The 19,776-nt window shown below is 67.0% G+C and carries 12 protein-coding genes; 6 read left to right on the top strand and 6 right to left on the bottom strand.

Translation table 11 applies throughout. The features are described 5' to 3' along the window. Positions 1 to 115: 115 nt before the first annotated feature. Complete coding sequence (locus HHJ18_RS16960; protein WP_296917015.1) at positions 116 to 481, bottom strand: hypothetical protein; 366 nt, start codon at positions 479 to 481, stop codon at positions 116 to 118. Between the two features lie 18 nt (positions 482 to 499). Beyond that, positions 500 to 1,762, bottom strand: a complete 1,263-nt coding sequence (locus HHJ18_RS16955) for an MltA domain-containing protein (protein ID WP_296917014.1) — start codon at positions 1,760 to 1,762, stop codon at positions 500 to 502. Between HHJ18_RS16955 and HHJ18_RS16950 the strand changes: the two genes are divergently transcribed. Next, positions 1,710 to 1,862 (top strand): hypothetical protein, encoded by a 153-nt coding sequence (locus HHJ18_RS16950; RefSeq protein WP_296917013.1) that lies wholly within the window; start codon positions 1,710 to 1,712, stop codon positions 1,860 to 1,862. The genes HHJ18_RS16955 and HHJ18_RS16950 overlap by 53 nt on opposite strands. Before the next feature lie 149 nt (positions 1,863 to 2,011). On the opposite strand, the gene HHJ18_RS16945 is transcribed toward HHJ18_RS16950, so the two are convergent. From HHJ18_RS16945 to HHJ18_RS16930, 4 genes are read right to left on the bottom strand one after another with little or no spacing between them, the layout of a single operon-like run. Further along, positions 2,012 to 2,638: a response regulator gene (locus HHJ18_RS16945; RefSeq protein WP_296917012.1), complete on the bottom strand. Its 627-nt coding sequence runs from the start codon at positions 2,636 to 2,638 to the stop codon at positions 2,012 to 2,014. A 10-nt stretch (positions 2,639 to 2,648) separates the two neighbouring features. After that, on the bottom strand, positions 2,649 to 4,763 hold the full coding sequence (locus tag HHJ18_RS16940; protein WP_296917011.1) for a nitrogen regulation protein NR(II): 2,115 nt from the start codon (positions 4,761 to 4,763) through the stop codon (positions 2,649 to 2,651). A 10-nt stretch (positions 4,764 to 4,773) separates the two neighbouring features. Further along, positions 4,774 to 5,580 (bottom strand): carbon-nitrogen hydrolase family protein, encoded by an 807-nt coding sequence (locus HHJ18_RS16935; RefSeq protein WP_296917010.1) that lies wholly within the window; start codon positions 5,578 to 5,580, stop codon positions 4,774 to 4,776. Continuing rightward, a complete protein-coding gene (locus HHJ18_RS16930; protein ID WP_296917009.1) occupies positions 5,577 to 9,791 on the bottom strand; it encodes a YhdP family protein in 4,215 nt (1,404 codons plus the stop codon). Before HHJ18_RS16930 ends, HHJ18_RS16935 begins: the two co-directional genes overlap by 4 nt. Positions 9,792 to 9,857: 66 nt before the next feature. On the opposite strand from HHJ18_RS16930, the gene glnE reads away from it, so the two are divergent. From glnE to HHJ18_RS16905, 5 genes are all read left to right on the top strand, one after another. Beyond that, positions 9,858 to 12,863 carry a bifunctional [glutamate--ammonia ligase]-adenylyl-L-tyrosine phosphorylase/[glutamate--ammonia-ligase] adenylyltransferase gene (gene glnE, locus HHJ18_RS16925; RefSeq protein ID WP_296917008.1) on the top strand — a complete coding sequence of 1,002 codons (3,006 nt, stop codon included), beginning with the start codon at positions 9,858 to 9,860 and terminating at the stop codon, positions 12,861 to 12,863. A 129-nt stretch (positions 12,864 to 12,992) separates the two neighbouring features. Beyond that, positions 12,993 to 13,733 (top strand): CerR family C-terminal domain-containing protein, encoded by a 741-nt coding sequence (locus tag HHJ18_RS16920; protein ID WP_296917007.1) that lies wholly within the window; start codon positions 12,993 to 12,995, stop codon positions 13,731 to 13,733. After that, positions 13,730 to 15,232, top strand: coding sequence for an efflux transporter outer membrane subunit (locus HHJ18_RS16915; RefSeq protein WP_296917006.1), 1,503 nt, complete (start codon positions 13,730 to 13,732; stop codon positions 15,230 to 15,232). Before HHJ18_RS16920 ends, HHJ18_RS16915 begins: the two co-directional genes overlap by 4 nt. 32 nt (positions 15,233 to 15,264) lie before the next feature. Beyond that, on the top strand, positions 15,265 to 16,521 hold the full coding sequence (locus tag HHJ18_RS16910; protein ID WP_296917005.1) for an efflux RND transporter periplasmic adaptor subunit: 1,257 nt from the start codon (positions 15,265 to 15,267) through the stop codon (positions 16,519 to 16,521). Positions 16,522 to 16,616: 95 nt separating this feature from the next. Further along, complete coding sequence (locus HHJ18_RS16905; RefSeq protein ID WP_296917381.1) at positions 16,617 to 19,721, top strand: efflux RND transporter permease subunit; 3,105 nt, start codon at positions 16,617 to 16,619, stop codon at positions 19,719 to 19,721. Positions 19,722 to 19,776: the final 55 nt, after the last annotated feature.

The raw sequence follows: 19,776 nt of genomic DNA, 5'->3' as shown, positions 1-19,776 counted from the left end.
CGCGGGGAAGCCCCGATCAAGCGCTTCCGACGGCGCTTGTTTGCTATATTATTCATAGCTTATAGCGCCCGTCCTTATTGGGCTACAGGCACTTTTTAGCGCTGATTTTACCGAACTAGTCGCGCACGCAGCGCGCCACCAACGGCAGCAGCGGATAACGCAGTACGGCCTCGCGCCCGCTGGCGCCCAGGCCAAATTCGGCGCGCACGCGCTCGTTGCTGAAGACCGTCTGCTTGTCGCCCTGGCCGCCTGCGTCGCGGTACAGCAGGTCGTGGCCGCGGCTGCCGTCAAGCAGCGCGGTGTCGTCGATAAAGCGCACTGTGAATTGCAGGCCGTGCTCGCAGCGGTACAGCGGCGCCGCTGCCTGCCCGCTGCGGCCGGCACAGCCGGCCAGCGCCAGCGCGCCCAGCAATGCTGTCAGGACTGTCAGGACTGTCAGGACTGTCAATACGCTCACCGGTTTACCCGTCTGCTCGATCATGGTGTTTCCTTTCGCGGTTTACTTGGGCCAGAGCACCCACAGCTGCAGCGGCTGGTTGACGCGCGCCGCGAACTCGCCGGCCTGCGCCCCGGTACCGGCAAAATAGTCGGCGCGCACGCCGCCCACGATGGCGCTGCCGGTGTCTTGCGCCAGCACCAGCTTTTGCAGCGTGGCCGCGCCACCGCGCGAAGTCAGCCAGACCGGCGTGCCGTAGGGGATGCTGCCTGGATCCACCGCAATGGAGCGCCCTGCCGTCAGCGCCACGCCCTGCGCGCCCTTGGGGCCGAAGGCGGCGTCAAAGTCGCTGAGCGGCTGCTCCTGAAAAAACGTGTAACGCGGGTTGCTCCAGAGCAGCTGCTGCACGCGCTGCGGATTTCTTGCGGCCCACAGCTTGGTGGACGTTACCCAGGGCGCCACCATCCGGCCTTCGCCCTGCTCCTGCAGCCACTGCACGACGCTGCGAAACGGCTGCTCATTCGATGCCGCATAAGCCACCCGGATGACGCGCTGGGAGCCATCGGCCTCGGTAATCTGCAGCCTGCCTGAGCCCTGGATGTGCAGCGACATGGCCTCGATCGGGTCGGCCACCCAGGCAATCTCGCGTCCCTGCAGCGCCGCCCTGGCTTCGGGCAGCGTGTCGATCTCCTGGCGCGAGAACCAGGGCTTGCGGCCGCCCAGCGCAACGGGCGCGCGGTACAGCGGCACCTCGTAGCCGCCGCTGGCCTGCCGGCTGGCTTTGAGCACGGGCTCGTAATAGCTGGTGAGCAAACCGTCGGCGCTGCCTTGCAGAGTTTCGACGCGGTAGGGTTGCAGCCGCGTCACCATCCAGCTGCGCTGCTCTTCGGCCGCCGCAATGCTCAGGCGCCTGACGTCGCCGCACAGCGGTGCGAAGGTCGGGCCGGGGCGCTCACAGCTCTTGAGCCAGGCGTTCCAGGCTTCGTGCAGCGCGTCGTCTTCAAAACCCGGCAGCTCCGCCCAGCGCACCGCCACCCAGCGGCTTTTGCCGCGCTGCAGCGCTGGCGGTAGCGCGCCGGCGTCGCCGGGTCGGCGGCTTGCCGCGGCGGGCGCGCTGTCGGCCGGGCCAGGCGAAGTCGGTGCAGGTGCGGGCGCCGGGCCGGGCCGGTACGGGCTGGCGCACGCGGCCAACAGCGCGATCATGGCGATAATTAAGGCTGGTCGCATGGCGCGCATCGCACCGCTATCGCTCGCATTAATCCGGGGAAATGTCATGACGCTGCTGTTACTTGAGGCCCTGGGGGCGTTGCTGCTACTGGTATTCATTGTGTGGTGGACGATGTTTTCAGGGCGTAAAAATGGTGAACTGAAGGACGATTCGCCGCGCCCGGGCGAAAACCCGGCTGCTGACAAAAAACCTGATTAGGGTCGGCCCCGGCGTCTTCGCAACGCCGGCCCGCGCCACAGGCACCAAAAAAACCGTTAAATCGGGCTCTAGCTCATATAACACGGGCGCAAGCAGCTATAAAAATAATAGCAACAAATGTTGCCGAGGCGGAAATCAGGACCGCCTGACTACACATTGCGTAGCAAATTGGCTAACTCCACGGCCGATTTAACTCCCATTTTGTCAAAAACCCGCGACCGGTGGACTTCCACCGTGCGCACGCTGATCTCGAGCTGGTCGGCCACCAGCTTGTTGGGCATGCCGCCGACGACCAGCCGCATCACAGCGCGCTCGCGCTCGGTCAGGCCATTAAGCCGCGCCTGCAGACTGGTGGACTGGTTTTGTTGCGCCAGCGCCGCGGCAGAAAGGCCGAGTGCCTGCTCGATCCGGTCGACCAGCGCGTTGTCTGAAAAAGGCTTCTCGCAGAAATCAAAAGCGCCGCGCTTGACGGCGTCGACGGCGGTCGGCACGTCGGCGTGGCCGGTCAGAAAAATCACCGGCAGGGTCGGCAGCAAGCCGTAGCCAATCAATTTCTCGAACATCGCCAGGCCGCTCAGGCCCGCCATGCGCACATCGAGCAGCACGCACGAAGGCGCGCGCACTGCAAACTGGCCTGAGACCCTGGCATCAAACGCCTCGGCACTGTCAAAGGTCTCGCTGAGCAGGCGGCGCGTGCGCAGCAGCCAGGCCAGCGATTCGCGCACGCTGGCGTCGTCGTCAACGATGTACACCATCGCATCGTGAGTCGGTTCCATGGCAACTTTCTTAAGCAGTGTCCGGCGCCGCCGCTGCCAACGTGAAACTGAAAATGGTACCGCGCGGCTGCAAGGCGGCAAACTTGAGCAGGCCGCCGTGCTGCTCCACCACGGTGCGGCACAGGCTCAGGCCCAGCCCCATGCCCTCGTCCTTGGTGGTGAAAAAGGGCGTGAACAGCCGCGCGGCGACGCTGGCCGAAATGCCCTCGCCGCCATCGATCACCGCAAACTCGACGCGCCGGACTGGCCCATCCGCAGCGGCCGGGCGGATGCGCAGCGTCAGCAGCTTGCCGCCTTGCGCTGATCGCGCGGCGCTCGCTGGCCCTTCTGGCGCGCCCTGCATCGCCTGCATGCCATTGCGCGAGAGGTTGAGCAGTACCTGCTCGACCATGGTGCGGTCGCACAGCACCGGCGCGCAGGCTTCGTCCACTTCAATCAGCACGCGCACGCCAAGCTTGCGCGCCTGCAGGCTGAGCAGCGGCATGATCGCATCGAGCAGGGCGCGCGGCGCCACCGCTTCGCGCTCCCGGTCGCGCCGGCGCACGAAGTCATGCACGCTCTTGATGACCTTGCCGGCGCGTTCGGCCTGCTCGGCAATGCGGCGCATCGCCAACTGCAGTTCCTCGGACAGGGGCGCGGCCAAATGGCCGGCCGCAGCTGGCTGGGCCAGAGCGACTGGCGCAGAGTCCTTGTCAGCCATAGCAATCTGGTCCTGCAGCAAATTGAGCGAGCCGGTGGCGTAGCTTGAAATGGCCGCCAGCGGCTGGTTCAGCTCGTGGCTCAGCAGCGAGGCCATCTCGCCGACCATGGCCAGCCGCGCCGTGGCCTGCAGGCGGTCCTGGCTGGCGCGCGACAGCTCTTCCACCCGGCGCTGCTCGGTGACGTCCAGAATCGCGCTCATCCAGCCGGTGTGCTTGCCCACCGCGTTGATCAGCGGCGCCTCCATGATCAGCACCGGAAAGCGCGTGCCGTCCTGCCGCATGAACAGCGACTCATGTCTTTCGCGCGGCAGCGTGTCGCCGGTCAGCCGGGTTTCTTGACGCTGCTGGTAAGCGCCGGCCAGCTCGGGCGGCCAGTACACGGGCAGCGGAGAGGAGACGTTCTGCTGCAGCAGCTCCTTGGCGTCCACGCCGACCATTTTGCAAAAGGCCGAGTTGACGTAGGTGATGCGCCCCTGCAGATCGCGCGCACGCAGGCCGGTCAACACCGAGTCTTCCATGGCCTTGCGAAAGGCCAGCGCCTCGCCGAGCTCGTTTTCCGCCTTCTGGCGCCGCCGCATGTCGCGCGCCAGCAAAAGCAGCACGGCCAGCAAGGCCAGCGACATGGCCGTCACCAGCGCCGTCAGCACGTTGGGAAACAGCGCCGGCGTGCCGAGGCGGCTTTCCCGCCTGAGCACCAGCGTGTTGCCCGGCAAATCGAGCAGCTGATGGGCGATGTAAATCCGGCTGCCAGACGCAGGCGCGCCATGCAGCGCCAGCCGCGTGCCATCGGCTTCGGTGAAAGACAGGCCGACGCCGCGCGCCAGCTGTCGGCCCACCAGCTCGCCCAGCATGTCCTGCAGCGAATAGCTCGCCACGACGTAGCCGCTCAGGCGGCCCGCCAGCATGATGGGCATGCACATGTCCAGCACTTCCAGGCCCAGGCCGTCGGCCTGCGGCATGAAAAAACTGGCGGAATAGGTTGCGCCGCTCAGGCGGCGCGCGGTGGCGCAGGTCGGGGTCACATCGGCCTGCAGGCTGACCCGGCCCAGCTGTTCAAACACCGAACGGCGGTACGGCGTTTCGGCCAGGCCGACGATGTCAAGCGCCTCGTTGCGCCATTCCAGCCGCATGATTTCGCGGTGTTCGCGCAGCAGGCCGGAGGCCTGCGTCTGCCAGGCCTCCGGCCTGCTTTCGCCGGGGTGCAGCGCCTGAAAACTCTGGATATTGCGCGTCAGCCCCGAGCGGATGTCGGCGACGGTCTGCGCCGCGTCATGCTCAAGCCGGCTTTGCACCAGACTGGACTCGTAGCGTCCTGACAACCAGACCAAAGTGACCAGCAGGGCCGCCACCAGCGCCATCAGCAAGGCCCACAGCGAGCCACGTCGGCTGGCCCAGCTGACGCCACGCCTTGCGGGAAACTTCACGCGACAAGCCTCAAAGTACGCCGTGCTGCAAGGCCGGCAAACGGCCGCGCAGCGCCTGCAGCTCGGCGCCCAGGACTTCGCCCATCACCAACCCCGCGCCTTCGGCGTGCAGCGCCAGAATTTGTCCCCAGGGGCTCACCAGCATGCTGTGGCCCCAGGTGCGGCGCCCGCTTTCGTGCGTGCCGCCCTGCGCTGCCGCCACTACATAAGCCAGATTCTCGATGGCGCGGGCACGCAGCAACACCTCCCAGTGCGCCTGCCCGGTGGTGTAGGTGAAGGCGCTCGGCACCAGCAGCACGTCAGCCTTCAGGGCGCGGTACAGCTCGGGGAAGCGCAGGTCGTAGCAAACGCTCATGCCGATGCGGTAAACATGGCCATCGCGGGAGGCCAGATCAAAGCCGGCCGGCTGCGTGCCGGGCTCCAGAACGCGGGTCTCATCGTAGGCTTCAAGGCCCTGCGCGAACCTGAATAAATGAATCTTGTCGTAGCGCGCCACGCATTCGCCCGAGGGCGCGTAGGCCAGCGAACTGTTGCGTGCGCGGCTGGCGTCCGGCGTCGCCAGCGGCAGCGTGCCGCCGACAATCCACAGGCCCAATTGCCGCGCCGAATCGCTCAAGAAATCCTGAATCAAGCCGGCGCCAAAGCTTTCCTGCGCCTTCAGCTTGTCGCCGTCCTGCAAGCCCATGACGCAAAAGTATTCGGGCAGCAGCGCCAGCTCGGCGCCTTGGGCGGCGGCGCGCGCCAGCCATTGCCCCGCGGCGTCCAGGTTGTCCCGCACGCTGCTGCCTGAAACCATCTGGATCGCGGCTATTTTCATGGTGTCTTGTTCTCTGTGGGGCGCTCGGCGGCTTTGGCGGCGGCGCGCGCCTTGCGGTCTATTTTGCTGATTTTAGGATCGGCCCAGGTGCCATCAATGTGAAATTCCTGGGTAGCGGCCTCCATCAGCGGGCGCCGCAAGAACAGCTGCGCCAGGAAGGTTCCGACGCCCAGCGCCGGGTTGATGGCGGTAGCAATCAGCGATGCGGTGCCGGCGTTAATTTCAGGCACCACGACCACCTTGATGTCTTGCGTCTCGCGGCCGATGTCGGCGCTGCCCTCCATCAGCACCACGGCATTGACGCCGCTCATCTGCAGGTTGTTGGTGCTGGCCCGGCCTTGCTCGATGCTGACGTCGCCGCGCACGAAGTCAAAGGCAAAGCCCTGCGAAAACACATCGCGAAAATCCAGCGTCAGGCGGCGCGGTAGCGACTGCAGGCTGAGCACGCCCAGCAGCTTGGCAATGCCCGGGTCGGCTTTGACAAACTGCCCCGACTCCACGTTCACGTTGAACTGCCCGCCCATGCTCGGGTAATCAGGGCTTAGCGGCGAGCCGAGCCAGTCGATCTGCCCTTCGAGCTTGCCCTTGCCGCGGCGTATCACCCCGTCCATGCCAAAACGCTTGAGCAGTTCGCCCGAATCGGCAATGTCGAGCTTGAAGTTCATCTCGGTGCGGCGGCGCTCGCTGCGCGCGGCGCCGGCGGCCGCCGACGGCTTGGCCGCCACCCAGTTTCCGGTCGCGGTCAGCATGGCTTCGGGCATGGTCACATTGAACTTGTTCAAGCGCCATTCGCGCACGCCGCCTGCTGCTGCCGTGCCATCCCGATTGACCGCGTCAATTTCCACGCGCCCCAGCTTCTTGCCGCGCAGTTCCATGTCCTCGACCACGATGTCCAGCGACGGAATACTGGCGGGCTGTTCGTCCAGAATCGCCTCAACGTCGCTGGCCGTGCCGGCCGCCAGGTTCAGGCGCGCCAGCCGGGCGTAGACGCGGCCGGCACTGCCGCGGGCGGGTTGGCCAAATTCAAGGTAACCGTTGAGCTCGGTGGCATCAATGTTGGCACGCCAGTTCAGCCCTTCCCGCGAGCCGCCCACCACCACGTTGTTGAGCCGGCGCCCCTGCACCACCAGCTCCGTGGCGCGTATCGCCATCAGCGTGGGCAGGTAGCTCAGGGCGGCGGTGTCGGTCGGCCGGTTGGCTGGCGCGCCAGCGCTGCCCGCTGAGGCGGCCGGCGCCGCGCTGCCCGCCGTTGCGTTATCGAAGATTTTCCCCCAGGCATCGAGGTCTACCTGGGCCAGCCTGATGTTGGCCGCCACGCCCGCCGTCGGCAGCGCCACTGAATCGCCAGGCTCCAGTCCCACCGCTATGCTGCCGCGCAGCACGAGGGGTTCGCTGCCGCTCAGGTCGCGCACATAGTTGATAGCGGCGACGCGACCGATGTTGACCGACAGCTGGTCGTGCAGCGGCTGTTCGGGCTGCCCGGCATTTGAGGCGCCCGGCAGCAGCAGCTTTTCGACGCGCAGCGGCAGTTCTGCTTCAGCCGTTTTATTCAAGGGCGCGGGCAAATTGAGCGCCAGACCTTGCAGGGAACTGGCCAGCGTGAGCTCGGCCGCGCCGCGCCTGAAGCCCAGCGTGCCGGCATAGGCGGTGGCGCCGCTGGCATGGAACCCGAGCCGGGCCAGTGTGCCCAGGTCTTTTGCCTCGCGCAGCCCTTCGGCCGTCAGCGTGCCCTGCGCCTTGAAGGCCACGTTAAGGTCGCTCTCAAGCCTGCCGGCTGCCGGCGCTGGCGCGCTGCGCGTGCCGCCGTCAAAGCGCATCTCGCCGCCCAGCAGCCGGGCCTGCGCGCCGCTGACCGAAAAGCCGCGCTCCGTCACTAAGACCTGCCCCTTGAGCTGCGCCAGCTGCGGCGTGCCGGGGGCAAACTGCACGTCGTTGCCGGGAAGGACGATGCTGCCCTCGACCCGCGATTTGTCGATCGCCTGAATCGGCAAACTCAGCTTGAAGCGGTAGTCGCCCGAGCCGCTGGCCACGGCCTTGGCCAGCACCTGTTGGGTCATGCCGCCCACCGGCGATCCGTTGACAAAACCGAGTGCGCCGGCCAGCGGCCCGTTGAGGTCTATCTTTACCTCGACCGTGGCGTTGTGCAGCAGGTCAGCAATCTTGGCTTCACCCTTGAGCAACTGCAGGCCAGGCAAGCCAGCGACTTTTCCGCTGACGCCATTGACCTCCAGCGCGGACCGGTTGAAGACCAGTTCACCCTTGAGCTCGGTCAACGCCGGCCAGGGCGCGGCGCCCGCCGGTTGCAGCGCTTTCGGCACATAGTCCAGCTGGCCGTTGCGCACCTGGGCAGACACGCGGAACTCGCCCTGGGCCGGGTTGGCAAACGGCAGTTGCCTGAGGGCTCCCTTCACCTTGAACTTCACATCGCTGACCTGGCCTTGCTGCACGGCGTCGCGCACATAGTGGCGCGCCTCGTCAGGCAGAACCAGGGGCAAATAGCGGTGCACCCGCGTGCCGTCGCCGCGGCTCAGGCTGCCCTGCAGGTCGAGTACGCCGGGAAAGCGCCGGTCCGGTGCGCCGGGCGTTGAGGTGTCCGGCGCCGCATCTTCGGTGCGCCAGCTGACTTGTGCCTGTCCCTGCGCGTCGGCATTGGCAAACTGCAGGTCGCGCAATTGCAACTCAATTTTGCGTCCCGACAGCTTCCATTGCGCCTGCGTCGTCAGCTGATCTAGGGGCACCCGCGATTCCTCAAAGATTCCAGGGAGATCGAGCGCGCCTTTGGCAATGCTGATGCGGGCGTTACCGCCCTCCTGTGTCACATCAAAATCGACATCCGCGCCACTGACGCCCGGCCGCCCAGGCGCTGCGGCGGACGCTGGTCCGGCGGGGGACGCCGCCACACTCAAGCCCGCGACCCGGCCTTTGGCGGCAAAACTGGCGGGCGCGGCCAGTGGCCCCTGCCAGCGCGCGTCCAGGCCTTGCACCAGTCCTTGCGGTGCAAAGGAGCTGATCAGGGCATGGCTGGCGCTGTCCAGCGGCAGCCGGCTGGTGATTTGCGCCAGCGCGGCCAGGTCCAGCTTGTCCGCCCTGAGTACGCCTTGCTGCGGCTTGCCCGCCTGCGCGCCGGTGTAGACCAGCGTGACGTTGCCACCCGGCCACTGCAGGCCGTCGCGAATGCGAAATCGCAGATCCTCGGTGCTCAGGTCAAAGCCGTTGGCGCGCCGTGCGCCGGCAATGCGCCCCGCCATCGATTCAAAGGCCAGCGACTCCAGCTTGGGACCGAGCTTTGCATCGACGTCGCGCAAGGCCAGGTCGGTCGTGGCGCCGGTAATTCTTCCCCTGCTGACATCGGCCCAGGCGCGCAGCGCACCGTAACCACGTATCAGTTCGACGCCCAGCGTGTCGGCGCCGGCGTATTGGCGCAGGCGCGACACATCAAGGCGGCTGGCCTCGGCATACAGCTGTCCGTTCCAGCCGGCAAAATCGCCGGCGTCACGCGACAACAGCGACTGCCGGAAGATACCGCGCAGGCTCAGGCGCTCGCCCCACTCGGCCGGTGGCGTGGCGTCCAGCCGCATCGAATGGCGGCGCAGCGTGTTGCGCATGGACCAGTCCACCTGCGTCAGCGCCAACGGCGGCGCCGGGCGCAGGTCGTCGGTCCAGCGCACGGTGCCGGAACGAATGACCAGCTCGCTTTGGGAGAAAAACCAGTCTGCCACGGCGGTGGAGCCGCTGCTCAGGGTCTGCGAGATATCGAGTCCGCCGACGTAAATCTTCCCGTCCGCGGTGCGCCGAATATCGAGTTCGGGCTTATCGATGGTCAACTGTTCAAAGCCCAGCCCCCACAGCGAGGAGGGTGACAGCAGCCCCCGCACGCTGGGCAGGCGCAGCGCCGCACGCCCTTGCGGATCGAGCAGCGTCACATCGCGCAATTCAACCGAGGGAATCATGCCCTCGGAATGCGCGCTGAGATGGCCGATGCGCACCGGCACCCCGAGCGCCTGGCTGGCTACTGCTTCCAGCTGCGGACGGTAGTCGCCAATTCGCGGCACAATCCAGCCATGCAGCACGAACCAGCTCAGGGCAAACAGTATCCAGGCCGATGCCAGCAGCCACAGCAACCAGCGCATCGCTTGGGCGATCCAGCGCAGACGGCGCGAGGGCAAAGCTGGCGGGGTAGACGGGATGGCTATCGTGGGCTCCATTGACATGAGAATTATCGCCGCCGGCCGTGAGGTTCGCTGGGCCTGAACCGATCCAGTTTGTGAAGTAGTGTGATGACCATCCGATCCGCCTGCACCGACACGCCCGCCGACATTGGCGCTGCCTCGGCCTATTCCCGCTTTGTCCAGCGCATTCGCCGCCGCTATGCGCAGCAACTGCCGCTGTTGCCCGAAGGCGCGCCGCTGCGGCCCGCGATGCAAGCCACGCTTGATGCGCTGCTGGCAAGCGGGCTGGAGACCGGCGCGGCGCTGCGGCTGCTGCGCCAGCTGGTATTGGAGCGGCTGGTGGTGCTGGACTGCGATGTGGCCCCCACGCTCCCCGCTGCGCGTGGTTCGCTGCCCCCCGAGGGGGCTGGCCTGGCTTGGGGCGGCCCCGCGCTGGCGGCCGGTGCCCCCACGCTCCCCGCTGCGTATGGTTCGCTGCCGCCCGAGGGGGCGCTGCGCCTGCGGCCCCGCGAAGCCGGTTCCGCGGCCCCTGCTGGGGGATTCGGGGACGGCCCGGCTGCCGCGCCCCCGCTTGCTCCCGTGCATCCGGTCGGCGTTGCGCTGCACGTCGTGACCCAGGCCATGACCGAGCTGGCGGAACTGGTGCTTGATGTGGCCATGCGCGAGTCCAGCGAGTTGCTCGACACGCTGTACGGCGCGCCGCTGGCCGCAGGCGGCGCGCGCGCCCACATGTGGGTGGTTGGCATGGGCAAGCTGGGCGCGCGTGAACTCAATGTGTCAAGCGACATCGACCTGATATATGTCTACGACCAGGACGGCGAGACGGCGGGCCGCAGCGACGGCCGTGGCCAGATCTCGAACCACGAATATTTCGCGCACCAGGTCCGGGCCGTCTACAGCCTGATTGGCGACACCACCGAGCACGGCTTTGTCTTTCGCGTCGATCTGGCGCTGCGGCCCCACGGCGGCTCCGGCCTGGCCGCAATGGCACTTAGCGCCCTGGAGGAGTATTTTCAGACCCAGGGCCGCGAATGGGAACGCTTTGCCTGGCTGAAAAGCCGGGTGGTGGCGCCTTCGCCCTGCATCGCCAGCGGCGCGGCGCAGGCCCTGCGCGGCGCCGTGTTGCCCTTCGTCTTCAGGCGCTACCTCGACTACAACGTGTTTGATGGTTTGCGAGCGCTGCAGGTGCAGATCCGTGAACACGCGGCCAAGCGCTGCGCTGGCCACCCCGAGCGCGCCAACGACGTGAAGATGTCGCGCGGCGGCATACGCGAAATTGAATTTACCGTGCAGTTGCTGCAGGTGGTGCGTGGCGGGCAGTTCCCCGAGCTGCGCACCCGCCCCACGCTCGACGCGCTGCAGCGGCTGGCGCGCGCCGGCTTGATGCCGCAGGACACCGCCGATGCACTCGCACGCGCGTACGAATTCCTGCGCCGGGTCGAGCACCGCATCCAGTACCTCGACGACCAGCAAACCCATGTCTTGCCGACCCGCGACGACGACCTGGACTGGATTGCCCGGACCATCGGTTTCAGCAGCAGTTGCCTGTTTCTGAGCGAGCTCGACGCGCACCGCGAGCTGGTGGCCGGCGAGTTCGACCGCCTGCTGGGCGGCAAGCCCGGCTGCACGCGCTGCGTCAAGGCACCGACTGCGCCGCCGCAACAGCTCGAAGAGCTGCTCGAGCAGCTGCCCGAGCACTGGCCGGCGCAATTTCGCGCCCGCCTCGCCTTGTGGCGCCAGCACCCCAGGGTAGGCGCGTTGCGCGAGGATTCGCGCGCCCGGCTGGCCCGGCTGCTGCAGCGCACGGCGCTGTGGCTGGGCGAAAGCCGGGTCACTGAAGAGGCCGCCGTGCGGCTGATTGACTGGGTCGAACCGCTGCTCAGGCGCGAAAGCTATCTGGCGCTGCTGCTGGAACGCCCGGCGGTGCACGAGCGCTTGCTGCGCTTGCTGGGCGCGGCGAAATGGCCGGCGCGCTACCTGCTGCAACACCCCGGCGTGATCGACGAGCTGGCCAGCGACCAATTGCAGCTGGAGCGCTTTGACAGCCCCGCTTTCGTCAGCGAACTACAACAGCGCCTGGCCGCGTTGCGGCGCACCCGTGAGGACGACGAGGAAAGCTCGCTGGACCTGCTGCGCCGCGCCCACCACGCCGAAGTGTTTCGCACACTGGCGCGCGATGTGGAAGGCACGCTGACGGTCGAGCAGGTGGCCGATGACTTGAGCGCGCTGGCCGAAGCCGTGCTGCGCCTGAGCGCAGACTGGTGCTGGCAGCACCTGAAAAACCGCCATCGCGAGACACCTCCCCAGTTCGCCATCATTGCCTACGGCAAGCTGGGCGGCAAAGAGCTTGGCTATGGCGGCGACCTGGACATTGTGTTCGTCTACGACGACGAGGACGAACGCGCGCCGGAAGTTTATGCCGCCTTTGTGCGCAAACTGATCAAGTGGCTGACTATCAAGACCGGCGAAGGCGACCTCTACGAGATCGACACCGCCTTGCGCCCTAATGGCAACTCGGGCCTGCTGGTCACCTCCTTCGCCTCTTATGCCGCCTACCAGCAGCAGCGCGGCAGCAACACCGCCTGGACCTGGGAACACCAGGCCATGACGCGCGCGCGCTGTGTGCTGGGCGACGCAGCGCTGCGCGAACGCTTCGACCGGGTGCGCGAAGCCGTCATCAGTGCGCCGCGCGAGCCGGTGGCGTTGCGCAATGAAATCGTCGCCATGCGCGAAAAGGTGCGCATGGCCCACCACGGGCAGAGCCGGCAAAGCCAGATGATGCCGCTGGCCAGTGCGAAATTCGATGTCAAGCACAGCGCGGGCGGCATGGTCGATGCCGAATTCGCCGTGCAGTTTCTGGTGTTGTCGCAGTCGGCGCAGCACGCTGAGCTGCTTGACAACGTCGGCAACATCGCCCTGCTGCAGCGCGCCGAAGCCGCCAGCCTGCTGCCCGAGGGTATCGGCCAGCGCGCCGCCGCCGCCTACCGTGAACTGCGCCGCGTGCAGCACCAGGCGCGGCTCAATGAGGAGCCCACCCAGGTCAGTCCGTCGGCCCTGCAGGCCGAGCGCGATGCCATTTTGGCCCTGTGGTGCGCGGTGTTTGACGCCCGCTAGCCTGACGCGCCCTGCGGAAGTCCACACGGGCTGGTAAATCAAAGCGGGTAAGGCGCCGGGCCTTGTATTTAATTGAAACAACCGTTTTACTTAGATCAATCGTTTGATTGATGTGCTTTAATCGGCGGCATGACGCCTGCTGCTCCTCCCGCCTCTCCATCTCCGCTCAAAATCCCGCCCAGCCACGAAACGCGCAAGCAGCGCGCCGACGGCACCGAGGCGCGCCAGCTACTGCTGCACACCGCGCTCAGGCTGTTTGCCGAAAAAGGTTTTGCCAAAACCTCGACGCGCGAAATTGCCCTGGCCGCCGGCGCCAATGTCGCCGCCATCAGTTATTACTTCGGCGACAAGGCCGGGCTGTACCGCGCCGCATTCACCGAACCGCTGGGCTGCGCTCACGAAGACACCGCGCTGTTTGACCAGCCCAATTTCAGCTTGCGGCAGTCGCTGCAAGGTTTCATCAACAATTTTCTGGCGCCGATGAAGCAGGGCGCGTTGGTTCAGCAATGCACGCGGCTGCGCTTTCGCGAAATGCTGGAGCCGACCGGCCTGTGGGCCGAGGAACTCGAAAACGGCATCAAACCGGCCCATTCGGCGCTGGTGGGGCTGCTTGGGCGCCACCTGGGCATTACCAAGGACGATGATGGCCTGCACCGGCTCGCCTTCAGCATCGCCGGGCTGGCGCTGCAGCTGTTCATCACGCGCGACTGCGTTCAGGCGATTCGGCCCCAGCTGCTCGATCAGCCCGAGTCCATCGACGCCTGGACGGGGCAGATGGTGGCCTACGCCGAAGCCATGGTAGCGATTGAAGCGGCGCAGCGCCTATCAGGCAGCGGGCCGGTTGGCCAACGAAAAGGCCAGCCATCATGAATCACTCGATGCGCCTGGCCTGCGCGCTGCTGCCCTTATGGCTGGGCGGCTGCGCCACTTCGCCAGCGCCTAATACAGTGTCGGCGCCAGTGCCGGCGCAGTGGTTGGCGCCGCTGCCGCCGCAGGTCGGCCTGGCGCAACAATCGAAACAGCCGCATCAGGGCAGGCTGAGCGACCTGACGCAATGGTGGCAGCAGCAGGGCGACCCGTTGCTGGCCGAGCTGATCACCGCCGCGCAGGCGGTCAGCCCGACGGTCGCCAGCGCGCGCTCGCGCATCGAGCAGTCGCGCGCGGCGCGGGTCGCAGCCGGCGCGGCCCTCGGGCCCACGCTTGACGCCTCAGCCAGCGTCAGCCGCGGCAACGCGCAGCAGGCAGGCGGCCCCGGCCCAGGCGCCGCGCCGATCGCCACCACCACGCAGGCGGGTTTGCAGGCGGGCTGGGAGATTGACCTGTTTGGCGCGAACCAGGGACATCGCGCCAGCGCCGACGCAGCGACCGAGCGTCTGGCCGGCGCGCAGGCGCAATGGCACGATGCCCGCGTTTCGGTGGCGGCCGAAGTAGCCATGCAGTACTACAGCCTGCGCAGCTGCCGCCAGCTGGCGCAGGTCACGCAAGCCGACGCCGCCTCGCGCCAGGAAACCGCGCGCTTATCAAGCCTGAGCACGCAGGCCGGCTTTACCGCACCGGCCACCGACGCATTGGCACGCGCCAGCGCCTTCGAGGCCAGCGGCCGCGCCACGCAGCAGCGCGCGCAATGCGATCTCGACATCAAGGCGCTGGTCGCGCTGACCGGCGTAAAAGAGCCTGAAATACGGTCAAATATGGCTCTAGCCCAGCAGGGTCGGGCGCAAACAGCTATGCTTTTCATAGCAACAGTGCCAGCTGACGCGCTTGCTCAGCGCCCCGACGTGTTCAGTGCAGAGCGTGAAGTCGCCGCCGCCAGCGCCGACATCGGCAGCGCGCTGGCGCAGCGCTACCCACGCCTGAGCCTGAGCGGCGCCATCGGCCGCAGCGGCATCCGCAGCGGCGGCGAGGCCACCAGCCTGAACACCTGGTCCATCGGTCCGCTGGCCTTGACGCTGCCGCTGTTCGACGGCGGCCGGCGCGCCGCCAATGTCGAGGCGGCCAAGGCGCGCTACGACGAAGCGGCGGCGCTGTACCGCGCCCGCGTGCGCCAGGCAGTGCGCGAGGTCGAGGAAGCACTGGTCACGCTGCAAAGCACGGCCGAGCGCGAGACCGATGCGCAAGGTGCCGTGGCGGGCTACCAAGCGTCCTTTACCGGCACCGAGGCGCGCTACCAGAGCGGCCTGGCGGGGCTGGTTGAACTCGAAGACGCGCGGCGCGGCCTGCTGGCCGCGCAGATCACGCAGGCGTCATTGCAGCGCGAACGCAGGACAGCCTGGGTCGCGCTGTACCGCGCCATGGGCGGCGGCTGGACGCCGGCGATCGACAGCGCCAGCGCCGCCGCTGCCTCCAACGCCCCGCCCACCAGCCGCTAAAGCCCTCCTTTGTCCAGAACACCTCCCACACCATGCAAAAACTCAAACTCAAACACGCCGTTTTGATCGGAATCGTGGTGCTCGCCGTGGCAGCGGGCGCCTTTTTCTGGTCGTCCGGCAAACCCGGCGCGGCACCCGCCAGCGCCAAGGCCGCGCCCAAGCCGGCGCTGACCGTGACCACCGAGTTGCCGCAGGCCACGCGCCTGCCGATTACGCTTTCCGCCAACGGCAACATCGTCGCCTGGCAGGAAGCCATCGTCGGCTCCGAATCGAACGGCCTGCGGCTGACGCAGGTGCTGGTCAATGTTGGCGACACGGTCAAGGCCGGCCAGCTGCTGGCGACGTTTTCCGGCGACAGCGTGCAGGCCGAGGTGGCGCAGGCGCGTGCCAGCCTGCTGGAAGCGCAGGCCAGCGCCACCGACGCCGCCGCCAATGCCGTGCGGGCGCGCACGCTGCAAAGCTCGGGCGCGTTGAGCGCGCAGCAGATCAACCAGTATTTGACGACCGAAAAGACCGCCAAGGCGCGCGCCGAAGCCGCCCAGGCGGTGCTGGGCGCGCAGCAGCTGCGCGGACGCCAGACCCAGGTGCTGGCGCCCGACAGCGGCGTGATCTCGGCGCGTGCCGCCACCGTGGGCGCCGTCGTTGGCGCCGGCACCGAGCTGTTTCGCCTGATCCGCAAAGGCCGGCTCGAATGGCGCGCCGAAGTCACTTCGGCCGAACTGGGCCGCATCACGACCGGCACCACCGCAACGGTGCGTCCGGCCAGCGGCGGCGAGATTCAAGGCCGGGTGCGCATGATTGCGCCCACGGTCGACCCGCTGACGCGCTCGGCGCTGGTTTATGTCGATCTGCCTTCGTCGGCCGGCAATGGCTCGCCGGCGGTGCGCCGCGCCGGGCCGCCCCAAGCAAGCACAGCCCCCTCGGGGGGCAGCGAAGTACGCGAAGCGACAAGCGTGGGGGTGGCGAAAGCCGGGATGTTCGCCCGAGGCGAGTTCGATCTGGGCGCCTCCAACGCGCTGACCGTGCCGCAGCGCGCCATCGTCGTGCGCGACGGCTTCAACTTCGTCTTTCGCCTGGCGCCAGACAAGCGCGTCAACCAGGTCAAGGTGCAGAGCGGGCGGCTGGTCGGCGAGCGCGTCGAAGTACTCTCCGGGCTGGCAGCGGACGCGCCAATTGTCGTCAATGGCGCCGGTTTCCTGAACGACGGAGACCTCGTCCGGCTTGCCCCGGAAAACAAGCCTAATGAGCCCGCAGCACAGGCGCCATCTGCGCCAGTAGCTATTAAATAAGGAGCGCAAATGATACCCCCATGCTCAACACTTCGTTTCTCGCTGCCCCCCCGGGGGGCGCTCACCTCCCTTCGGGCGGCCGGGCGGGCGATGTCATGAATGTCTCGTCCTGGTCGATCAAAAACCCGATTCCGGCAGTCATGCTGTTCGTGCTGCTGACCTTCGGCGGTGCGCTGGCCTTCAAGGCGATGAAGGTGCAGAACTTTCCCGACATCGACTTGCCGACCGTCAGCGTCTCGGCCTCGCTGCCGGGCGCGGCGCCCGCGCAGCTCGAAACCGAGGTCGCGCGCAAGCTCGAAAACTCGATCGCCACGGTGCAGGGCCTGAAACACATGTACACCAAGGTGCAGGACGGCGGCGTCACCATCACGGCTGAATTCCGGCTTGAAAAACCGGTGCAGGAAGCGGTGGACGACGTGCGTTCGGCGGTTGCCCGCGTGCGCGCCGACCTGCCCGCCGATGTGCGCGACCCTATCATCGGCAAGGTCGATCTGGCCGGCCAGCCGGTGCTGGCTTTCACCATCGCGTCCAGCCGCATGGACGCGGAAGCGCTGTCCTGGTTTGTCGACAACGACATTTCGCGCCGGCTGCTGGCCGTGCGCGGCGTCGGCGCGGTCAGTCGCGTCGGCGGCGTGACGCGCGAGGTGCGCGTGGCGCTGGATCCGACCAAGCTGCAGGCGCTGGGGGCCAGCGCCGCCGACATCTCGCGCCAGCTCAAGCAGGTGCAAAGCGAAAGCGCCGGCGGCCGCACCGACCTGGGCGGCAGCGAGCAGCCGGTGCGCACGCTGGCAACCGTCAAGTCGGCCGAGGAGCTGGGCCGGCTGGAACTCGCCCTGAGCGACGGCCGGCGCATCCGGCTCGATCAGGTCGCGACCGTCAGCGATACCATTGCCGAGCAGCGCTCGGCAGCGCTGCTCGATGGCAAGCCGGTAGTGGGATTTGAAGTCTCGCGCAGCCGCGGCGAGAGCGAAGTGACGGTGGGCGCCGCCGTGCAGGCCGCACTTAGCGAACTCAAGCTGCAGCGCCCGGACCTGGTGCTGACGGAATCGTTCAATTTCGTCAAGCCGGTCGAGGAAGAGTACATCGGCTCGATCCACTTGCTGCTGGAAGGCGCGCTGCTTGCGGTGCTGGTGGTGTGGCTGTTTTTGCGCGACTGGCGCGCCACCTTTGTCTCGGCCGTCGCGCTGCCGTTGTCCGTCATTCCGGCCTTTATCGGCATGCAACTGCTGGGCTTTTCGATCAATGTCGTGACGCTGCTGGCGCTGTCGCTGGTCATCGGCATTCTGGTCGATGACGCGATCGTCGAGGTGGAAAACATCGTGCGCCACCTGCGCATGGGAAAAACGCCCTACCAGGCGGCGATGGAGGCGGCCGACGAAATCGGCCTGGCGGTGGTCGCCACCACCTTCACGCTGATTGCGGTGTTCTTGCCAACGGCTTTCATGAGCGGCATCGCCGGCAAGTTCTTCAAACAGTTCGGCTGGACTGCTTCGCTGGCGGTGTTCGCCTCGCTGATCGTGGCGCGCGTGCTGACGCCGATGATGGCAGCCTACATCCTCAAGCCCATCGTCGGTGAGCACAAAGACCCGCGCTGGCTCACGCACTACCTGCGCGCGGCTGCCTGGTGCCTGAAGCACCGCGTCATTACCACGGTGGCGGCGCTGCTGTTTTTCATCGGCTCGATCGCGCTGATCCCGCTGCTGCCGACTGGCTTCATTCCGCCCGACGACAACTCGCAAACCCAGGTCTACCTGGAGCTGGCGCCGGGCGCCACGCTGGCGCAGACCGAAGCGGCGGCCGAGCAGGCGCGCCGCCTCGTCAGCCAGGTCGAGCATGTGCGCAGCGTCTACACCACCATAGGCGGCGGTAGCGCCGGCGGCGACCCGTTCGCCATGGCCGGCGCGGCGGAAACCCGCAAGGCGACGCTGACCGTGCTGCTGACCGATCGCAGCGAGCGCCCGCGCAAGCAGGGCATTGAAAACAAGATGCGCGCGGCGCTCGAAGCATTGCCGGGCGTTCGCAGCAAGGTCGGCCTCGGCGGCTCGGGCGAAAAATATGTGCTGGTATTGACTGGCGAGGACCCGCTGGCGCTGCAGGCGGCGGCGCAGGCGGTCGAGAAAGACCTGCGCACCGTACCCGGCCTCGGCAGCGTGTCGTCAAGCGCCAGCCTGATACGCCCTGAAGTCGCCGTGCGGCCGGATTTTGCGCGCGCCGCCGATCTGGGCGTGACCAGTGCGGCGATCGGTGAAACGCTGCGCATCGCGACGCTGGGCGACTACGACGTGTCGCTGCCCAAGCTGAATCTGCCCGAGCGCCAGGTGCCCATCGTGGTGAAGCTGGCCGACGCCGCGCGCAAGGACCTGAGCGTGCTTGAGCGCCTGTCGGTGCCGGGCGCCAGGGGGCCGGTCATGCTCGGCCAGGTGGCAACGCTGCAGATCGCCGGCGGGCCGGCGCTGATCGACCGCTACGACCGCTCGCGCAACATCAATTTCGAGATCGAGCTGTCAGGCTTGCCGCTGGGCGATGTCACCAAGGCGGTGCAGGCGCTGCCGGCCGTGAAAAACTTGCCAGCGGGCGTGCGGGTGGTGGAAATTGGCGACGCCGAGGTCATGGGCGAACTGTTTGCCAGCTTTGGCCTGGCGATGCTGACCGGCGTGCTGTGCATCTACATCGTGCTGGTGTTGCTGTTCAAGGACTTCTTGCATCCGGTGACGATTCTGGCCGCTTTACCCCTGGCCTTGGGTGGCGCTTTTGTCGGCCTGCTGATCGCGCAAAAGAGCTTTTCCATGCCCTCGCTGATCGGCCTGATCATGCTGATGGGCATTGCAACAAAGAACTCGATCTTGCTGGTCGAATACGCCATCGTGGCCAGGCGTGACCATGGCATGAGCCGGCTCGACGCGTTGCTGGACGCCTGCCACAAGCGCGCGCGCCCCATCATCATGACGACGCTGGCGATGGGCGCCGGCATGCTGCCGATTGCCTTCGGCTTTGGCGCGGCCGACCCGAGCTTTCGCTCGCCGATGTCGGTGGCGGTGATCGGCGGGCTGATCACCTCGACGGTGTTGAGCCTCTTGGTGGTGCCTGCCGTGTTCACCTACATGGATGATCTGGAGCATTTCATCCGGCGCATGGCGGGCAGGTTTCGACGCAAGCCAGTGGAAACGGTTCCTTTGCGCGCGGAGGATGTGGCTCCTTGAGAAGAGTAAGCGTGAAGCCTAGACCACCATGCAGGGGAAAAAAGGAGCGCCGCGC

Origin of the sequence: Polaromonas sp. (assembly GCF_012927455.1) — a bacterium.
Classification (GTDB): domain Bacteria; phylum Pseudomonadota; class Gammaproteobacteria; order Burkholderiales; family Burkholderiaceae_C; genus Polaromonas.
This window is presented reverse-complemented; position numbering and strand designations above follow the sequence as displayed.

What these genes read in the sequence shown, in the direction of transcription:
- HHJ18_RS16935 (WP_296917010.1), bottom strand. Translation starts at nt 5,580, where the DNA reads ATGAAAATAGCCGCGATCCAGATGGTTTCAGGCAGCAGCGTGCGGGAC.
- glnE (WP_296917008.1), top strand. Translation starts at nt 9,858, where the DNA reads ATGACCATCCGATCCGCCTGCACCGACACGCCCGCCGACATTGGCGCT.
- HHJ18_RS16955 (WP_296917014.1), bottom strand. Translation starts at nt 1,762, where the DNA reads ATGAATACCAGTAGCAGCAACGCCCCCAGGGCCTCAAGTAACAGCAGC.
- HHJ18_RS16945 (WP_296917012.1), bottom strand. Translation starts at nt 2,638, where the DNA reads ATGGAACCGACTCACGATGCGATGGTGTACATCGTTGACGACGACGCC.
- HHJ18_RS16920 (WP_296917007.1), top strand. Translation starts at nt 12,993, where the DNA reads ATGACGCCTGCTGCTCCTCCCGCCTCTCCATCTCCGCTCAAAATCCCG.
- HHJ18_RS16960 (WP_296917015.1), bottom strand. Translation starts at nt 481, where the DNA reads ATGATCGAGCAGACGGGTAAACCGGTGAGCGTATTGACAGTCCTGACA.
- HHJ18_RS16950 (WP_296917013.1), top strand. Translation starts at nt 1,710, where the DNA reads ATGACGCTGCTGTTACTTGAGGCCCTGGGGGCGTTGCTGCTACTGGTA.
- HHJ18_RS16910 (WP_296917005.1), top strand. Translation starts at nt 15,265, where the DNA reads ATGCAAAAACTCAAACTCAAACACGCCGTTTTGATCGGAATCGTGGTG.
- HHJ18_RS16930 (WP_296917009.1), bottom strand. Translation starts at nt 9,791, where the DNA reads ATGTCAATGGAGCCCACGATAGCCATCCCGTCTACCCCGCCAGCTTTG.
- HHJ18_RS16915 (WP_296917006.1), top strand. Translation starts at nt 13,730, where the DNA reads ATGAATCACTCGATGCGCCTGGCCTGCGCGCTGCTGCCCTTATGGCTG.
- HHJ18_RS16905 (WP_296917381.1), top strand. Translation starts at nt 16,617, where the DNA reads ATGAATGTCTCGTCCTGGTCGATCAAAAACCCGATTCCGGCAGTCATG.